The following is an 18355-nucleotide window of genomic DNA, read 5'->3' as shown; positions in this document are numbered from 1 at the left end:
TTAAAAAAGCTGTATAGACCACATGCCTATACAGCCATAAATTTATTTTGTTCTTTTAGCAATGGTTTGTGCAATACAATCGCCATGGAAGCGACCATTTTCGATAAAAATCTCATTAGCATTATTTCCTGCTGCAATCACACCAGCAATAAATAATCCTTCTATATTCGTTTCCATTGTCTCTGGCGTAACAAATGGACGACCTGTTTCATCATCAATAGATACGTCCATAGCTCGAATAAACGAATGATCTGGATGATAGCCAGTCATGGCAAATACAAAATCATTTTTAAAAATTTCTTCTTGGCCATCTGTCTCTAAAACGACCTCATGCTCACGAATTTCTAGCACATTTGTATTGAAAAGCATTTTCACTTCTCCATTGCGTACTACCCCATCAAATTCTGGCAATACCCATGGCTTGATGCTAGATGAGTACTCATTACCACGATAAACAACCGTTACACGTGCGCCAGCTTTATTTAGCTCAAGCGCTGCATCTACAGCTGAATTTTTCCCTCCTATCACTAACACATCCGTATCAAAAAATTCATGTCCTTCTTTAAAATAATGGAAGACTTTTGGCAATTGCTCTCCCTTTATATTTAAATAATTGGGATTGTCATAGTAACCAGTTGCTATCACAACATAGGGCGTTTCATATATTTCTTTATCTGTTGTTACTGTAAACAAAGCGTCATTTTTCTTCACGCTATTTACTTTTTCAAAGCGATGAACCTGAATATTTTTCAAACGCACAACTTCTCGATAATACACAAGTGCTTGATTTCGTTTTGGTTTACGTCCTTCAATAATAAAAGGTACATCTCCGATAGCTAGACGTTCACTTGTACTAAAAAAAGTTTGATGTGTAGGATAATTGTAAATCGCGTTAACAATGTTTCCTTTTTCAATCACTATTGGCTGTAATCCAATATTTTGCAAAGCGATTGCTGCTGCTAATCCACATGGACCGCCTCCAACAATTATGGCATCTGCTTGCTGCATTTCTTGACACTCCTATCAAATTCGATTAGCGAAGGGTGCTAATCTTTTGCTTTTACACAGTCAATTTCGCCTTGGCGTAATTGCGTCCGGATTTTGAATTGTGCTCAGGCCTGCACGATGCAGGTCAGTTAGCCGTTTTCGCAGGATGCGAAGATGTTAGGCTAACATCCTTTTTTCATTCCTTTGAAAATCCGTGACATCCGCCGGAAGCTTTGGGCCGACATGATGTTGGTCACTCAGTCGTGTGTTGCTGTCGCTTCTCTTTCGCACAGATAAATTGCCACAGGACGTGGCGTTCTTAGATTGAGTTCCGCTATTTCAGTAGGTGTCTGAACACCCACTGAAAAGAAACGAAAAACCGCATTCATCTCACCACCTGTAGAGGTGAGAGTCTTCTGCTGAATGAAGATAAAAATTAGATGATTCATTTTCATTATACGCCTTCTATCAGAATTTGGTTGTTTATTTACCCGAAATTTCAATGTCAATAATATGACACTGTGGTTTTGCACCAAGTCTAAAAGGTAATAATGTTGTACCATAGCCGTTACTTACTAATGTCATGACACCTTCACGCTTCCGATAAGAGCCATTCGGATGGGCACCATAAGGACCAATTCTAATTTGCCCGCCATGTAAATGTCCGCCAATCATTAAATCAGCTCTAAATTTTGCACGTACCCTCGCAAAAACACCAGGATTATGAGAAATAAATACAACTAAATCATTTTCATCAACTTTTTCAAATGCTTTATCAAAGCTATATTTTTTTGTTGATGTGTCTTCAATCGCACTTAACCAAAAACGATTTTTCTTTGGCAAGAGAACAGCATCATTCGCAATAATTTGGACAGCGTGCTCATTTAATATGCTACGTAGCCGCTCCTCACCAACCTCTCTGTCATTATTTCCCCAGACAAAAAAAGTCGGACCTAAAGAGGTTAGCAATTTTAGATTGTCATGAATACGTTTAATCGGTGTACGTCCATCAGCAAAATCTCCACCAATTATAACCGCATCAAACTGATTATCTAATTGTTCAATCATTTGTCGATTAATTTTGCGTAAATGTGTATCCGAAATAAAAAATAGTTGAATCTTTTCCTGTTTACCCTTTAATAGCAATTGATGATGTAAGACATTGTTTTCATGTGCCACCTTCCACATATAGAGCAGGAACACGATGACTACTAAAACCAATAGTCCAATATAAATCATTCTCTCACATCTCCTTACGAAAGCAAAAAGACGATTCGTTTTTTATGAAGAATCGCCTTTTTACTAAATTAGACGTACGCCTCAACCTTTTTGTTGTTAACGGCGTTTGTCCATTATTTTATACTAGAAAAACTTCATTGCCAAAGAATGACACCCGTTTTTCTTACGGTAATTTAATGACTTGCCCAACCATTACTGTATCTGAAGACATGCCATTTGCTGCACGAATTTTCGCTAGCGTTGCTTCACTTCCATCACCGTAGTGATTCAAGGCAATACGATATAAATTTTCGTTTTCCTTCACTGTATGTGTACTTGCTTTTGCAGCATTCTTTGCTTCTTCTGCCTTACGTGCTTGTTCAGCCTTTTTAGCCTCTTCCGCTTTTCTTGCTGCCTCTGCTTGCTGTTGTGCTAGTTTAGCCTGCTCAGCCTTTTTAGCTTCCTCGGCCTTTTTAGCTTCCTCAGCCTTTCTAGCATCTTCAGCTTTTTTAGCCTCCTCAGCCTTCTTTGCTTCCTGAGCAGCTTTTTGCTCAGCTGCTAATTTTTCAGCGTCCTTTTTAGATTGATCCTCTGCTTCCTTATTCGCTTTATCATCTTCTTTATTATTGCCAGTTGACCTAGAGGCATCCGTTTTATTTCCTGATTTATCAATCTCTAAAACTTGTCCAGGAGTATTTTTTTCAGCCTCTTCAATCGTTTTGCCTGGTTCGTAGAATTTTAAAAAATAGATTAAAATTGAAAATGGAATTAGGATAAAGATTACAAAGAGAATCGTCATTAATGGCATTTTGCGTTTTGTCTTTTTTGGCTTTTTATCAGGAGTTCCATTTTTATTCATTCTGGAAACCCTTGACAAAGTTTGCTGATCCTTTTGTTCATCTTCAAATGATTGTCGATGCTCTTCAATTTTATCGCGGTAATCTTCTTTACTCATTCGACCTTCCCCCAACCTTACTACGCTTTCTATCATTCTATTATGACGAATTTTGCGAAAAAAGTAAATGACCGTCAGTTGTAGCCTAAAATCCCATTAGGAGATGCTTTAAACGGCCTTCCCATGGCATCATTTCTATTTTCCTTTCTTCCTTCAAGCGTACTTTATTGATTTCATCATAATGGATTCCACAATTTTCACAACAGTTTTCCGGTTTTTTCTGCAATTTTTGCCCAAAATACCCGACTAGTTGTGCGCGAATGCAGTCTTTTGTCTGAGAAATTTTTTTCATTTCATCAACAGCTCTATATTTTTCTAATGCCAATTGATTTAATCGTGCCTTTACTTGTTCCATACTTTCTTGCTGTAACCAATAATCCAGCACACGGAAGGCTGTTTCACTTAGCTCACCATTTTTCAGCATTTGGGATGGCTGAATACGTTGATTTAGTAATTCCTGATAGCGTTCGACATGACCAGAAGACGGTAAATCTCCTGTTACAACAAATTTCGCAAGCTCCTCGTCACCTTCACAATACAGTAAAATGGCTAGAGCTGGCTGACCATCACGACCCGCTCGACCTATTTCCTGCATATAATTTTCTACATTCGCAGGCATCGTTTCATGGATGATCTGCCGAATATCTGGTTTATTAATCCCCATACCAAAAGCATTTGTTGCCACAATCCAATCAAGCTCGCCATCAATAAATTGTTGCTGGATAAACTGACGATCCTCTGCACCGTAGCCAGCATGATAAGCTGCCGTACGTATACCTGCTTGAATCAGCACCTCACAGTATTGTTCTGCACGCTTCCTTGAGGATATATATACTATACCTGGTCCCGCCGTCTTTTTGATATGCTGCAATATCCACTGCGCTTTATCACCTTTATCCTCAAAGGTAACACGTCCTAAATGTATATTAGGGCGATCTACATCATACATAAATTCAAACGGGTCATTTAAGGACAATGTTTTACATATATCCTTTACAACCTTATCAGTTGCAGTTGCTGACAGGGCTAAAACTGGGGGGCGATTCACCTGAGAAAACCATTGACTAATCCGTAAATAATCTGGTCGAAAATCAAAGCCCCATTGCGAAATACAATGTGCTTCGTCTACTACAATTAGACCCAGCTTCATTTGTGAAAGCTTTTCCTGAACCTGCGTCTGGAGCAGCATTTCTGGTGAAGTAAAAATAAATCGATATTGCTCTAAAAAATGCAGGGCGTATCGTTTTTCAGTGAAGGTTAAAAAAGAGTTTAGGGCGACGACTCTCTTTTCACCAAAACGTTTTAGCTCCTCAACCTGATCCTGCATTAACGAAAGTAAAGGAGAAATAACAAGTACTGGTTTTTGTAAAATGTAGCCCGACAATTGATAGCAAAGTGACTTTCCCATTCCAGTTGGTAATAAAGCGATCACATCTTTTTTTTGAAGAATCGCTTCAATTACCTCCTTTTGACCAGGACGAAATGTTGTATACCCAAAATATTTCGCCAATGCTTGTTCAAGCTCCATTTACACTTCTCCTTTCGCAAGGATAAGTTTTAATTGGAAATAACTCATACCTTCAACTATTTCATGTAATGTTTTTAATTTCTTTGTTTGATATTGTTTCGAGGCTTGCCAAACCTTTTCTGCTTCCTCATAAGAGACGAAAGAACCAATCGAAAAGTTTGGTTCATACATGGCTAATTCTACTAGATGATCCTCAATTGTACTTTGTTTAAGTTTTCTTATTTGCACAATCTGCTCAATTGAATAGCCCTGCTCATATAAATGTGCTGTTTGCTGTGCAGAATCGGTGATTAACGCCTTCACTCTTAGTCCCTCTGCAATATCACCAAGCAAAGGATAATTTTTTTGGTGTACTTCATTTAAAAATGTATGTAGAAGCTCAATAAATGCTAATTGACTATCTAAAACGGTTTCTTTACGCTCACTAGCAAGTTGCTGCCACGTCCATCCTGGTAAATTATGACCGCTTAGTCGATATAGGACAAGCTGTTTATTAGCATCTGCTAAGGACAATCCTGCAAGCACTCTTTCGCATTCTGCTAATAATTGCTCCTGTAAATGCCCATTCTGATAATTTTGCTTAAGTAAAAATGATCGAACCCATGATTGAATCGTTACATCTCTACTAATCGGGGAAAAAGAACGAACCCCAGCACTTTGATAGGAGAGACTTTGTACAATTAAAGACAATCTTGCAAAAAAAATATGCTCATTTCCTCGATAGTGCCATCCATCAAATAAAAAAGCAGTCGTTTGCTCTGCTCGCTGTAAACCTAGCTTTTTCAGGGAATAGTGACCAGATTCCTGCATATTTAACCAACTATATTGCGAAAATAATTTTACAGCATCATCAAATGTTGTTCTCGGCAGCTTTGCCAATAATCCAAAGTAGGGATGCAGATGAAATAGTCCAATGTCTTGTATAGTCTGACCTGAACGCTTTCCTCTTAATATATGATAGGCAGCAGAAATTGTTCTTTCGTTATTGAGCTTTTGAAAGATTTGCAATAGAATTTGATGAAACATAGACGCAAATTCCTCCAATTTCATAGTATTTATGTTGAAATGTCAGATAAACATCTTTAGAATGAGTATGAAGCTTTGTAGGAACATTGTAAAAGGAGAGAATAATAATGGCTAAATTCACAATAGTTGATAAAGATACATGCATCGCTTGTGGCGCATGCGGAGCCGCAGCACCAGACATTTATGATTATGATGATGAAGGTATTGCCTTCGTTATTTTAGATGATAACATGGGAACAGCTGAAGTTCCAGAAGATCTATTAGAAGACATGCAAGACGCTTTTGAGGGCTGCCCAACTGACTCCATTAAAGTTGCAGATGAAACATTTGATGGCGACGCATTAAAATTCGAATAGATGAAACGCTATTAGCAAATTTGAAGGCATCCAAAACTGGGTGCCTTCTTACTTTTAAAACACCTTAGATTAATATAAAAATCATAATGCAAGCTATTGGATTCATCTCTAAATAAAAAAGAGATGATTTTTTTGTACCTCTTCTTGTAAAATTGCGTTCCTCTGTCATCTTGTTATTGCAACCATTTTTTATGTATGATAAGATTTTAGTAGTTGGTACTAATAACAGATATTATTTCATAAAGGAGTTCTTATAAATGATGGATAATTTATTACAATTAAAAGATAAAAATATTGTGGTAATGGGTGTAGCGAACGATCGTAGTATCGCATGGGGCATTGCCAAACGTTTATTTGATGTCGGTGCTAATGTTATTTTCACATATCGTCAAGAACGTTCATTGAAAAAATTACAAAAGCAATTAGAAAATATTGGACAATCTGATTCACTAATTGTGCAATGTGACGTGAACAGCGATGACAGCACTAAGGCTGCTTTTGATGAAATTGGTTCAAAAGTAGGCGTTATCCATGGTATTGTGCACTCTGTAGCATTTGCCAATGCAGAGGATTTACACAACCGTTTCTTAGAAACAACTCGTGATGGCTATGCATTTGCACAAGATACTAGTGCGTATTCCCTTATCTCAGCAGCAAAAGCGGCACATCCTTATATGACTGAAGGCGGTTCAATTGTAACTATGAGCTATTTAGGAGCAGAGCGTGTGCTTGATGGCTACAATGTAATGGGCGTAGCGAAAGCAGCACTAGAGGCTTCTATGCGCTATCTTGCAGCAGATATTGGAAAAGATAATATTCGTGTCAATGCAATTTCAGCTGGAGCAATTCGTACACTTGCAGCAAAAGGCGTTCCATCCTTTAACACAATTTTACACAAAATCGAAGAAACCGCTCCATTAAAGCGTAATGTTCAGCAAGACGAAGTAGCAGATATGACAATTGTGATGCTTTCACACCTATCACGTGGTGTTACAGGCGAAACAATTTACATTGACGCTGGCTATAATATTATGGGATAAATACAAAGAAGCATGGAAAATCGTAATTGATTTTTCATGCTTCCTTTCTTAATTTGCACGAAATGTAGATGCTGGATAAAATGAGATGATTGGGAGTGAAATCCTTTAGCATTCACTAAGGAGAATCAACATGGACAAAAATAAGGACAACACTGAAATCATTTATCTTTCTGACGCATCTGAATGCTTCATGCACCCATTTTATAATAAACACATCGTCTTTACAGGAGCTCTTTCCACTATGATACGTGCAGAAGCTTCGAAAAAAGTGCGGGCTTATGGAGGGATTGTCCAAGGTGCTGTTACCAAGGAGACAGATTTCGTTATTCTTGGAAAGAATCGTCGTGGGTTCAGTACAAAACAATTAAAAGCTGAGCAATTGATCAGACTCGGCCTAGACATTCAAATGATTGTTGAGGAAGATTTTATTTGGCTTATTTCGATGTAATTAGAACCTTGATTTAAATGAAAAAAGGTATGCAAAGTACTTTCTTCACACACCTTTTACATTATAAAAACACTTTTACTGATTCAGTTCACAATCATTAAGAGAAAAAAAATTTATCTCGTTGCCAATTGACCAGCAACAGATTGTCACTTCTATTATTTTACTACCTTCGGAGCTGGGTAATCAAAGCCCTTTGTATCCACTTCCACCTTTTTCATTCGCTGATCTTCCAATGGCTTGTCAGCACCATCTCGCTCAGCAGCAACGATCGCATCAACTGTTTCCATCCCTTCAATCACTTTACCAAAAGCAGCATATTGACCATCAAGATTTGATGCTGTATCTACCATAATGAAGAATTGAGATCCCGCAGAATTTGGATCATTCGAACGTGCCATTGAAATAACACCTCGTTCATGCTTCAAATCGTTAGTAAAACCATTAGAAGAAAACTCACCTTCTATCGAATAGTCTGGTCCACCCGTACCATTACCCGAAGGATCTCCACCTTGAATCATAAAACCAGGAATAACTCGATGGAAAATAAGACCATCATAAAAACCTTTTTTCACTAAAGTAACAAAATTAGCTACCGTATTGGGTGCTATAGAAGGCTCTAATTCAATGACTATTTTCTCGCCATTTTCCATCGTAATTGTCACAATTGGATTTTCCTTCACTTCGGAAGAATAATCTACTTTCTCTTCTGGCTCCTGTGCCTTATTTTCCACAGGCTGCTCTTTTTCTTTTGCTGTTCCGCAACCTGTCACAATAAAAGCCACTGTAAGCAAAGCAAAGACAATATAAATTCCTTTAAAACGTGCAAACATATAATTTCCACTCCTCTTTTTAGCTCGTCTATTTATTATACCGATTAGTTTGCTTATGACAAATCATAGATTATTGTTTTACATAGCTTTAACCCAAAAACATAGCAAATATCGTTTGAATTAATAGAATAACACCTGCAGCAAATAGCATTATTAAAAAAAAGATAATAAGTTCTAACACAATAGCACCTCACAATAACAATAATTTCTAGTGACCCACTGCTATATGTTGTTTTTTAATAATTCTCTTTAATAAAAAAGATAGTAAGCATGCAACGGCTAAAAATACAGTAATCATCGTAATAACACCAATCCAGCCGAAATGCATCCAAAATACGCCTCCCACTGTTCCTCCAACACTAGAGCCGAAATAATAGAAAAATAAATAAAGTGAGGATGCTTGTGCCTTATCATGAGTGGCACGCTTACTCACCCATCCGCTAGCAATTGAGTGTGCCGCAAAGAAGCCAAATGTAAAGATGGTAATGCCAATAATCTTCAAACTCAGGAGGCCATGCAGTGTAAGAATGGCACCTATCAGCATAATAGCAATTGACAATAGCAGCATTTTTTGACGTCCATATCGATCGGCTAAACCGCCAAACCAAGCAGAACTGAATGTACCGACCAAGTAGATAATAAATATCCACCCAACAATTGCAGCACTTAAATTATAGGGAGGTGCCATTAGTTTAAAGCCTATATAGTTATACAGCGTAACAAAGCTTCCCATTAAAACAAAGCTAATGCCGAATAAACAGAGCATAGATGGGTCCTTTAAATGCTGAATAAGTGAGGTCGTTAATGCTTTTATTTGCAAAGGGCGTGCTGTAAAATGCTTGGAATTCGGCAGCATCCAGACAAATAACAAGCTGATGAGAAGACTAATAATCCCCAGGACAATCATGCCCACCTGCCAATTATAAAGATCCGTTAATGTTCCTATAATAATTCGTCCACTAAGTCCCCCTACTGAATTTCCACTTATGTATAAACCCATGGCCACACCCAAACTAGATGGATTGATCTCCTCTCCTAAATAGGCCATTGCAATGGCTGGCAAACCCGCAAAAACGACTCCCTGTAGTACACGTAGTACTAAAATTATTGCAAAATTGGGTGAAAAGGCAAGAGCCAAGGTAAGGATCGATGCAGCAAAAATCGAAATGGTCATTAATGATTTTCTTCCCCAAGCTTCCGACAATGAGCCAACAATAATCATACTAATAGATAGTGCAAAGGTTGTCGCTGATAGCGATAAGCTCGCAACGGCTGGTGACACATCAAACTCCTCTGCAAACGTTGGCAGTAAAGGCTGCGTAATATAGAGGTTAGCGAAGGTAATAAAGCCTGCTAAAAATAAAGCCCAATTTGCTTTATGAAACTCCTTTGTCCCCTTTTGAATAAAGTCCATTTGTTTCGCTCCTTAACGTACGACCAATAATACTATTATTCTAATACAATTTTCTTTAAAACACACGATAGACCGTCAAAAAATCGACAAATTCAATTCTAGTTTTATTATTTACGTTATATTTTATTTGACAATTCCTATATAAACTATTTCTTTATTTTTCTTCGCAGACTTTTACATAAAAAATTAAGATTTACTATTTTGAGTTGGCAATTATTGTGCTACAGTGAAAGTAATCATCTAGTAATCATTGTCAAAATGAGCTTCGATGACTAGACTATTTTCGTTGCACAGACTTGGAGGAATTTTTATGAAAATTATTGAAGCCTTATCCCTTTCAGTACCGTATATCCACCTTGCATTAAAAGAGGAAGCAATTGTAGCTGTTGTTGAGAAAGAAAGTCAAATAGTTGTGAAATATTTAGCAGGCAAGCGAGTAGATTCAGGCTATAAAAATGGTCAAAAAGTAAATCCAAACGATCAAAATGTTTTCATTGCTTTTAATGGTCAAAATGCGGATGTCGTGATACCGAAGGATGTGTACGGTGTGGCCATCAATGCTTTTTCATTCCCAATTCGTGAAAATGGTAAAGTCGTAGGTGCTCTTGCATTTGGACTGCCAATTGACAATGAAATTAAACTCGAAGATTATATGAGCACAATGGATACTATCGTGAACAGTTTACAGGACAAAGTACATACAATTGCCTCACATTCTGAGGAGCTGGCTGCCACAAGCGAAGAAATTAACAAACAAGCACAGCATGCCCTTGAGGATTCTGAGAAAACAAATGAAGTAACCGATTTAATAAAGAGTATCTCCCGCCAAACGAATTTACTTGGTTTAAATGCATCCATTGAGGCGGCTCGTGCTGGTCAGCATGGAGCTGGCTTTAACATTGTCGCACAGGAAGTCAGAAAGCTTTCCTTCGAAACATCCAGCGCCACTGAAAACATAGAAGCATCTTTACGAAATATCAATCGAAATCTTGAAAATTTGAAACAAAATATGGGACAAATCAATGACGCAACGAACGAACAGGCACAGCTTGTTCAGGATTTCAGTGAAATTATTGAAGAGTTATCTGTTCTTAGTCGTGAAATGAAGAGCTTTATGCACGATGCCTTAAAATAACAACGAGGTGAAAGATATTGATTATAAAAATCAATCCAGATTTATACTTACGCACCATTACCTTAGAAGATACAAATAATGTTTTCGCATTAACAGACAAGTCCCGTCTCTATTTACGTGAATGGCTGCCGTGGTTGGATTTCACCAAAGAAGAAGCCGATACATCAGCCTATATTGAAGGGTGTATAAAGGGGCTGGAAGCACAGACCAGCCATTCGTTTGTTATCGTTTTTCACGATGAAATTGTTGGCATTGCAGGCTTTAATACCATCAATCCTAGTAATAAAATTGCGGCAATCGGCTATTGGCTCAGTGAAGGGGCACAAGGACATGGGATTATGACGAAAACCGTTAAGGCTTTACTACAATATGCATTTGTTGTTTTACAGCTCAATAAAGTTGAAATTCGTGCTGCTGAGGGTAATGCGAAAAGTCGTACCATTCCTGAACGACTGGGTTTCACAACGGAAGGTACGATTCGTGCTGCAGAATGGCTTTACGATCATTATGTAAACCATGTTGTTTATGGAATGCTTGCAAGTGAATGGCAGGACATAATGTAACCCATGGACAGAAGCTTATTCTAGCAGGATAACAAAGCCTTACATCATAAAAAGAGACCTGATGACAATAATCATCAGGTCTCTTTTCTCATTATTGCTCGACAGTTTCCTTCACTTCTTCTTGCTCAGCTATAACTGGTGCCTGCTTTTTTTCTAGGCCTGCTGCAATTTGCTCTAGCTCAGGACGTAATGTATGCTTACCTGCATAGCTTTCAATAAGCTCCTTGACATCAATCCCTGAAGTTTCCTTTAAGGATTCTTGTAAAGTGGACATAAGGTTTGTTGCATAGGCAGTTACCTTGTTAGCACCACCACCTTCTCCACCACCAGTATCGACAACTGTAATCTTATCAATATTACCAAGAGGACTTGCAAGCTCCTTCGCATATTCTGGCATCATGCGTACAATCATATCTAAGACTGCCGCCTGACCGTAGTATTCAAAGGCTTCAGCGATTTTACGTTTCGCCTCCGCTTCTGCAAGACCACGCAGACGAATAATTTCTGCATCCGTTTCCCCTTTCGCACGCTCTGCATCCGCTTTTGCAAGACCGTCCAGACGAATTTTCTCTGCCTCGGCCTGTGCTAATGATTCAATACGGTATTTCTCTGCATCAGCCTGTGCGAGCTCACGCATTTTTTCGGCAGCTGCATTTTGCTCAACAGCGTAACGATCCGCATCTGCCTTTTTCTTCACTTCTGAATCGTATTGCTTCTCACGACGTAAAATTTCTTTTTCTTCTAATTCAATTTGCTTTTGACGTTCAATAATGCGAATTTGCATTTCCTGCTCGGTAACTTCCTGCTTTGCACGTGCAGTTTCCAGCTCATACGCTTGGTCTGCACGGGCTTTTGCGATATCCTGTTCACGGCGGAATTCAGCTACTTTTAATTGATTTTCTTTTTCCGCTTCAGCAATTTCAGTTGCACGCTCAAGCTCAGCCTTTTGTGCTTCTTTCGATGCCTCAGCACGTTTAATACGCGTCTCTTTATCTGCATCCGCAGTTGCGATATCTGCATCACGCTTAACCTGGGCAATTCGAGGCTTACCAAGAGATTCTAAATAGCCATTTTTATCACGTACATCCTTAATCGTAAAGGATACGATTGTCAGACCCATTTTTGCTAAGTCTTGGGATGCAACACGTTGTACTTCCTGAGAAAATTTATCACGATTTTTATAAATCTCCTCCACTGTCATTGAGCCTAAAATAGAACGTAAATGCCCTTCTAATACTTCACGTGCTTCATTTTCACGCTCATCTTTTTGCTTCCCTAAAAACTGCTCTGCTGCGGTTGCAATTTCAGAAATTGACCCGCCGATTTTAATGATAGCAGTCCCGTCAGCCATCACTGGTACTCCTTGCTCTGTATATACTTCAGGTGTTGTTACATCCAGCTTACTAGATAATAAGCTTAATGGCTGTGCTTGCTGGAAAATAGGAAATACAAATGTACCGCCACCACGAATTATTTTAATACGATTTCCTGACTCATCTTTATGTACATTTTTTGAGCCAAGATAGCTGCCTGTTACAATCAGTGCTTCATCAGGACCCGCTGTTCGATACTTTGTCACATATAGTGCCACAAGTGCGATTAAAATAAAAACTACTATACCTATTACAATTAAAATTTCCATGGACATATAAATATCTCTCCTTTAGACAAATTTCTTCTCATAGGATCTCACAAAAAGTGTGCCTTCTTTTACTTCCACAACAAGTACTGTCGTATCATAGTCAATTGCCTCATTGTCATAGCCAGTTGCTCGCTTAGAAATCATGCCACTTGCTGTTTCAATCACAACCTCTCCAAAGCCGTCGCTTGGAATTGGGACAATAACCTTTCCAAGCTGACCACCAAGCGATTCTTCCGTATAGGCTAACGAAACATCCGCTGATCTAAGCGGAACAAGAACGAATAAATAAAATAATGCACTTAAAATTGCTCCGATGATAGCAGCCGCAAAGATATTCCAAACGCTAGGGAAAAAGGCTAATTTTTCTAAAATAAATCCAGCTGCTGATATCAACGTAATGAAAGATAGAATGACACTTGGATTAAAAATCGGTAGACCCTCACCGATGCCTTCGACAGCATCACCAAAAAACATAAATAATAGCGTTGCAAGGCCAGCGAAGATTAATACCACTAAAAAGATTTGCTCAAGTGAATAGCCAAATAGCGTCAAGTTGTTCACCCCTTTTCATTGTATTACCTACTATACGGATGTACACATTCAAAAGTTTCATAATTTTTCTCATTTTTCTAACAAAAGAAGAGGAGCATAAAACATTATGCTCCCCATGATATGTATTAAATGTATGATGTATTAGTTCACTATGCGTAATTCCACGTCATGCCTGCCATATTGGACAGAAATCTCTTCAGATTCCACTAGTATATCAAGTCGATATCCTCTGATGGCACCACCTTTATCAGCAGCAATGGCCTTAAATTTTTCATTAGGCGTTTTAATTTCAACAATAGTTCCTAATGGGATAATGGCAGGGTCCACAGCGACAATGCGTAAATCCTTAAAATAGATGGTCTTCTGTACGTTAATGCCTGTAGCAGTAATGCCGCTACATCCTATGCAATCTTTACCGTAGTAAGTAGCGTGAAAATTTAGCCATTTATGATCTTGTAAGCTACTATTTCTTAGCTTTAATTGCTCTTTTCGAATTTCCTGTTCCCGCTTTATTCGAATTTGCTCTAGCTGCCTTTGATGATTTTCCTGTCTGATTCTTTCAGCCTCTCTTTGAATCATTTTAAATGCATGCTCATGAATGTTTTTTGGTGTATTTTGAAGAATCGCTTCCAATTCTATTTTCTTATCAACGATATCTTCTCCTGTTTGTTCTATCATATAAAATGAAAGGAGTAAGCTAAAGAATACTATTAACACAACTTTATATTCATTCATAAGCTAGTTAAACTCCAATTATATTTTTAAGTATTGAATATGTATTTTTCATCTTTAGTATGTATGTATAATTTTTCAAATCTCTAGTGCATTCATTTTTTCTAAAAAAGACTCAATGATTTTTATCGCTTCCCACTCCAGGTAATCCATTTCCTTAGCAATCGTTAAATTCAAATCCCCCATTTCCTTATAAGCTAATGCCATCGCAAGACAATCCACCTTGAAACCCTTTGTAATTTCATTCTTTACAGTACTCATTTAACTCATTCCCTTCATTAAATGATTCATAGTATGATGCAACTATGTTGTTTTTTTATTGATTTCTAACAAAAGGGCATCTAACTGTCTAAGCTTTGTTTCACTATCTGACTCAGTAGCTAATAATGCTTGATCTCGCTTCGATTGTAATTCCATAAATGTTAATTCAATTAGTCTGATAGAATCTATTAATTCCAATTGCAGTTTTTTACATTTATTTATACATTCCTTTACGTTCGTTTCGTTTTCGAATACTTTTCCTTGGTTGATCATACTAAATACTTCCCCAAAATCTTTCATGACCTGTTTCATCTCAGTTAAAATTATTTTTTCCACATTTATCTCTCCTTTGCATTTTTCCAATTAATTTATCTAAATAGCTTTTAGTAGAAGGCTTTATGCATAGTTATTAATTATTTTTTGAATGACTTTTTCCTTATAGTTTGTCGATGTAAAATTCTTCATCTTAGCGATGGAAACAATTGCAAGTGCTTCAGCCTCTAACATGCTAATTCTTCCTCTCGATTGTTCGACAATCTCAGATGCTAATTCTTTCATTAAATGCTTGTCCAAGCATAACACCTCGTTTTTTTAGATTCCTCCAAATCTCTCTATATCCTTTCGAGAATTTTATAGGATGGATAGTAAATATCTAAGTATTCTTTGAGATCTGTCAAAGATGTGATTGTTTTATCAATAATAGACTTTCGTTGAAATCCATTGTATAAATAAATAATATGTTGGAATTCGACAACACAATAAATATTTTCTTGATCACCATCTAATTGGATTAAGCTGTCAAAACGGATTTCCCAATTTGATGTCCTTTTATAAATAAATTTTCTATCACCTACCTTCTTAATTAATTGATCCTCTTCCTCTGTCTGTTTATCCATAAGTATTAAACTAGTTAATGAACTATCCATACATTGGCATTCGAGAGCATGTCCTCCTTCATCATTTAAAATCACATTCGTTATACCCCCGTAGAAATCTCTCATAAGCTCCTCGGAAATATCACGATCATTGTAAAGTACCAATTCTAATACTGCCGTCGTTTCCCTTACATTCATTTACATCCCCCTTTAAAATTGTACGGGCCGATTCCATACAAAATTAGCTTGTTTTCATTCTATCACGAACACTTGTTCGTTTTCAAGTTTATTTTTAGAGAATATTTACAATTATTTAGAATGTAGTATTTTATGTAAATAAAAAAACTGGTATTCAACCAGTTCTAAATGTCTACTATTATCTGTCCATAATTTGCATTTATAAAATCTAAGTCTATTTTGTGCCGAAGTATAGAATAACTAACATACTGGTTATTTTTATCCACATACCCAGTATCATATTTACTTGCAACCTTCTCGAATATTTCTTTATTGACGACTTTTACCTCATTCTGGCAAACCAATTCCCAAATATACCACATCATTCCTGATGCCTGTATTGTACTTGCAATTAAATTATTATTATCAAAAATTTCTTTCGCTAAATCCAATGCTCTATTGCCAAAGGATGCCCTTAATTGGATATCCTCACTCTTTGCATTTGCCTTCTTAAAAATATAAGTACTATCGGAAAAATATTTTTGTCCCTGTTTTGGCTGCATACTGGTAGAGGAAACCTTATCTAATTTTTCTAGCCTCCAATAAAGCTCATCTGAAATTTCAATAATCCTGCTATATCCCTTATTATTCGTCAGTTTTGCCAAGTATACCCCATTGCTATTTTCTAAATCAGCCATTTTTAGATTTAAGATTTCACTATAGCCTTCCCCCTTAATTCCCTCAAATAAACAGAGAAGAAATACAGCATGTCTTTGATCATCAAATAGGTTCATATAATTAAATAATTGCTCTCTCGTATAACGGATAATGGAAGCTTTATAGACAAATGTACTGCAATATTCCATAGTAATGCTACCTGGAAGTCGCTGTGAACGATTATTCGTATAGCCATTAGCAATTGCCCATTCAATATATCTGATGATGAAACCAATTGACGCACTTAACGATTGTGGACTAGGTGATTTTAAACTGTAAAATAACTCTTCAAGCTCTACCTTATTCATATTAAATATATCTTTATTTTTTTGATTTTCGAGTATCGTTGCTTTATTAAATAATGATAAATAAGTAGTTAAACTATTTTCTTGGATATCTAATGAAGTTAAATACCACTCTTTAATATCTTTATTAAAAACATTATCTTTAAGTATCATTTTTTACACCTCATTCTTTTAGTAAATGTTGAAATACTTTTTGAATTTTAGTTCTGCTACGCGTGCTCATACTTCCATATTTAAGAATTCCAATTTCCTCCAATAATGGATTATCCTTTGAAAAATCCATTTTATTGAGGTAAAGACGTAAATTATCAAATGAAATATTATACTCAAACATTCTAGCTGCTAATTCAATATGACCTATGAACATTCTACTCTTAAACATTAAAGAGCTTTTATCCGATAAATTTGATTTATAATAGGCGAAAAGATATATCATATAGTCATTTATCACCTTCGCAGCCTCTATGACTTCTAGACGATTCTCTAGATGGAAGCTATGATCGATGGCATCCGACAATTCTGAGAAAGTAACAACTTCTCCATATGAATATTTCACATTTGAATTGGAGGTAATTCTTCCTTTTAATTCCCCACCTGCCTTTAATTCAATAACAACTTCATCAGCTAATTTATCCTTTGCTAGTTCCTGTAATCTAGGTTTAGGAATTGGATTGGCCTTTGCCATATCGACTTGAACTCTTTTACATTGTGCCTCCGTCATATTTGAAAAAATCACAATCATATTCCCTTCCAAACCAACCTTTTTCATATAGGCATTATAGATAGAGAATGTTCGATGCGCACCATCTAAAACATCTATTTGTGTGCCCTCTAGCAATGTAAGCGATTTTTCTCTTTCATCATAAATTAATTCAATACCATCTTCCCCGGTGCCAACTTTAGCATTATAGCGTAGAGTAGAGGTTATTAAATCTCCCTCTAACGTTTGTTTTTCAATCTCACGCAAAGATTTAGGATTTAAATTCATAACCTCGATTATTTCGTTTTTGACTCTCTTCTTTTTTGCCTGTCGCTGAATATTGGGATTATACATGGTGATCCCACTCATCCACAGTTTACCAATAATTGAATTGGGGATAATCGCTACATACTCATTGTGCCCTGTTTTTAAAACGTTCTCGAAAGTATATGGTAAAGTGATAATTTCTTCATAAGGTGATTCTTTTATGTACATTCTCAGCTCTTTAATTTCTGAAGGATTGAGCCATTCATTGAACCAGTCTTGGTCACTATCTGAAAACTTTAAATGAAGTTGCTCACCAAGTAATAATAATTCCTCCAGCTGTGCCTCTATTAGTTTATCTCTATCATTTATCAGTTCAATAATATTGCCAATGCTTATGTTATATTTGTTAAGCTGTATGGCAATCTCATCTAAAATCCCATTATGTTGAACTAACAGAGGAATTTTAGCTTTTATTTGTTCAATTAATAATTCTTTCGTTTTGCCAACTTTCACCTCTACACACTCCCTTATCTATTGACTATAGTCAATACATGTTGTTGAAATACTATTATGTCAATGAAATCAAGGTGACAAATTAAAAAGTATAGCCCTTTTTCAAAACGAGGG

Annotated in this window: 22 protein-coding genes; 5 read left to right on the top strand and 17 right to left on the bottom strand. The window is 36.8% G+C overall.

The features are described 5' to 3' along the window. Positions 1 to 42: 42 nt before the first annotated feature. The 6 genes from AC3WOM_RS02635 to AC3WOM_RS02610 all read right to left on the bottom strand — a co-directional run bounded on the left by AC3WOM_RS02635 (position 43) and on the right by AC3WOM_RS02610 (position 5714). Positions 43 to 1008: a YpdA family putative bacillithiol disulfide reductase gene (locus tag AC3WOM_RS02635; protein ID WP_492444800.1), complete on the bottom strand. Its 966-nt coding sequence runs from the start codon at positions 1006 to 1008 to the stop codon at positions 43 to 45. A 236-nt stretch (positions 1009 to 1244) separates the two neighbouring features. After that, on the bottom strand, positions 1245 to 1442 hold the full coding sequence (locus AC3WOM_RS02630) for a hypothetical protein (protein WP_427544479.1): 198 nt from the start codon (positions 1440 to 1442) through the stop codon (positions 1245 to 1247). A 28-nt stretch (positions 1443 to 1470) separates the two neighbouring features. Further along, on the bottom strand, positions 1471 to 2226 hold the full coding sequence (locus AC3WOM_RS02625; protein ID WP_427544482.1) for a metallophosphoesterase: 756 nt from the start codon (positions 2224 to 2226) through the stop codon (positions 1471 to 1473). Positions 2227 to 2389: 163 nt separating this feature from the next. Continuing rightward, positions 2390 to 3160: a LysM peptidoglycan-binding domain-containing protein gene (locus tag AC3WOM_RS02620; RefSeq protein ID WP_492444797.1), complete on the bottom strand. Its 771-nt coding sequence runs from the start codon at positions 3158 to 3160 to the stop codon at positions 2390 to 2392. An 85-nt stretch (positions 3161 to 3245) separates the two neighbouring features. Further along, positions 3246 to 4688, bottom strand: a complete 1443-nt coding sequence (locus tag AC3WOM_RS02615) for a RecQ family ATP-dependent DNA helicase (protein WP_492444795.1) — start codon at positions 4686 to 4688, stop codon at positions 3246 to 3248. After that, positions 4689 to 5714 (bottom strand): YpbB family protein, encoded by a 1026-nt coding sequence (locus AC3WOM_RS02610; protein ID WP_492444793.1) that lies wholly within the window; start codon positions 5712 to 5714, stop codon positions 4689 to 4691. A 107-nt stretch (positions 5715 to 5821) separates the two neighbouring features. Here AC3WOM_RS02610 and AC3WOM_RS02605 point away from each other — a divergent pair, with 107 nt between their 5' ends. The 3 genes from AC3WOM_RS02605 (at position 5822) to AC3WOM_RS02595 (ending at position 7558) form a co-directional block, all read left to right on the top strand. Beyond that, positions 5822 to 6070, top strand: coding sequence for a ferredoxin (locus tag AC3WOM_RS02605; protein ID WP_427544493.1), 249 nt, complete (start codon positions 5822 to 5824; stop codon positions 6068 to 6070). A 257-nt stretch (positions 6071 to 6327) separates the two neighbouring features. Further along, positions 6328 to 7110, top strand: a complete 783-nt coding sequence (gene fabI, locus AC3WOM_RS02600) for an enoyl-ACP reductase FabI (protein WP_427544495.1) — start codon at positions 6328 to 6330, stop codon at positions 7108 to 7110. 130 nt (positions 7111 to 7240) lie between these two features. Then, complete coding sequence (locus AC3WOM_RS02595; RefSeq protein WP_492444791.1) at positions 7241 to 7558, top strand: BRCT domain-containing protein; 318 nt, start codon at positions 7241 to 7243, stop codon at positions 7556 to 7558. 155 nt (positions 7559 to 7713) lie between these two features. Here the strand turns inward: AC3WOM_RS02595 and AC3WOM_RS02590 are convergent, their stop codons facing one another. Continuing rightward, on the bottom strand, positions 7714 to 8388 hold the full coding sequence (locus AC3WOM_RS02590) for a peptidylprolyl isomerase (protein WP_492444789.1): 675 nt from the start codon (positions 8386 to 8388) through the stop codon (positions 7714 to 7716). Positions 8389 to 8596: 208 nt separating this feature from the next. Next, positions 8597 to 9802, bottom strand: coding sequence for an MFS transporter (locus tag AC3WOM_RS02585; RefSeq protein WP_492444788.1), 1206 nt, complete (start codon positions 9800 to 9802; stop codon positions 8597 to 8599). Between the two features lie 310 nt (positions 9803 to 10112). Here AC3WOM_RS02585 and AC3WOM_RS02580 point away from each other — a divergent pair, with 310 nt between their 5' ends. Then, positions 10113 to 10937: a methyl-accepting chemotaxis protein gene (locus AC3WOM_RS02580; RefSeq protein ID WP_427544504.1), complete on the top strand. Its 825-nt coding sequence runs from the start codon at positions 10113 to 10115 to the stop codon at positions 10935 to 10937. A 14-nt stretch (positions 10938 to 10951) separates the two neighbouring features. Beyond that, on the top strand, positions 10952 to 11500 hold the full coding sequence (locus AC3WOM_RS02575; protein WP_492444916.1) for a GNAT family N-acetyltransferase: 549 nt from the start codon (positions 10952 to 10954) through the stop codon (positions 11498 to 11500). Positions 11501 to 11591: 91 nt separating this feature from the next. On the opposite strand, the gene floT is transcribed toward AC3WOM_RS02575, so the two are convergent. From floT to AC3WOM_RS02530, 9 genes are all read right to left on the bottom strand, one after another. Continuing rightward, positions 11592 to 13148: a flotillin lipid rafts scaffold protein FloT gene (gene floT, locus AC3WOM_RS02570; protein ID WP_427546022.1), complete on the bottom strand. Its 1557-nt coding sequence runs from the start codon at positions 13146 to 13148 to the stop codon at positions 11592 to 11594. Positions 13149 to 13163: 15 nt separating this feature from the next. Next, positions 13164 to 13694, bottom strand: a complete 531-nt coding sequence (locus AC3WOM_RS02565) for an NfeD family membrane protein (protein WP_492444786.1) — start codon at positions 13692 to 13694, stop codon at positions 13164 to 13166. A gap of 141 nt (positions 13695 to 13835) precedes the next feature. Further along, a complete protein-coding gene (locus tag AC3WOM_RS02560; protein ID WP_492444785.1) occupies positions 13836 to 14429 on the bottom strand; it encodes a 3D domain-containing protein in 594 nt (197 codons plus the stop codon). A 75-nt stretch (positions 14430 to 14504) separates the two neighbouring features. Further along, positions 14505 to 14687, bottom strand: coding sequence for a hypothetical protein (locus tag AC3WOM_RS02555; protein ID WP_427546028.1), 183 nt, complete (start codon positions 14685 to 14687; stop codon positions 14505 to 14507). A gap of 42 nt (positions 14688 to 14729) precedes the next feature. Further along, positions 14730 to 15023, bottom strand: coding sequence for a hypothetical protein (locus AC3WOM_RS02550; RefSeq protein ID WP_427546030.1), 294 nt, complete (start codon positions 15021 to 15023; stop codon positions 14730 to 14732). Positions 15024 to 15083: 60 nt separating this feature from the next. Further along, on the bottom strand, positions 15084 to 15260 hold the full coding sequence (locus tag AC3WOM_RS02545; protein WP_427546032.1) for a hypothetical protein: 177 nt from the start codon (positions 15258 to 15260) through the stop codon (positions 15084 to 15086). A 38-nt stretch (positions 15261 to 15298) separates the two neighbouring features. After that, positions 15299 to 15760: a hypothetical protein gene (locus tag AC3WOM_RS02540; RefSeq protein WP_427546034.1), complete on the bottom strand. Its 462-nt coding sequence runs from the start codon at positions 15758 to 15760 to the stop codon at positions 15299 to 15301. Between the two features lie 164 nt (positions 15761 to 15924). Continuing rightward, on the bottom strand, positions 15925 to 16914 hold the full coding sequence (locus tag AC3WOM_RS02535; RefSeq protein ID WP_492444782.1) for a phage lytic cycle repressor MrpR family protein: 990 nt from the start codon (positions 16912 to 16914) through the stop codon (positions 15925 to 15927). A 10-nt stretch (positions 16915 to 16924) separates the two neighbouring features. Beyond that, positions 16925 to 18241 carry a ParB N-terminal domain-containing protein gene (locus tag AC3WOM_RS02530; protein WP_492444781.1) on the bottom strand — a complete coding sequence of 439 codons (1317 nt, stop codon included), beginning with the start codon at positions 18239 to 18241 and terminating at the stop codon, positions 16925 to 16927. Positions 18242 to 18355 lie beyond the last annotated feature (114 nt).

This window comes from Lysinibacillus sp. FW301-JW8 (genome assembly GCF_058788755.1).
Note: the sequence above shows the minus strand (reverse complement) of the source record. Positions and strands in the feature narration are given on the sequence as shown.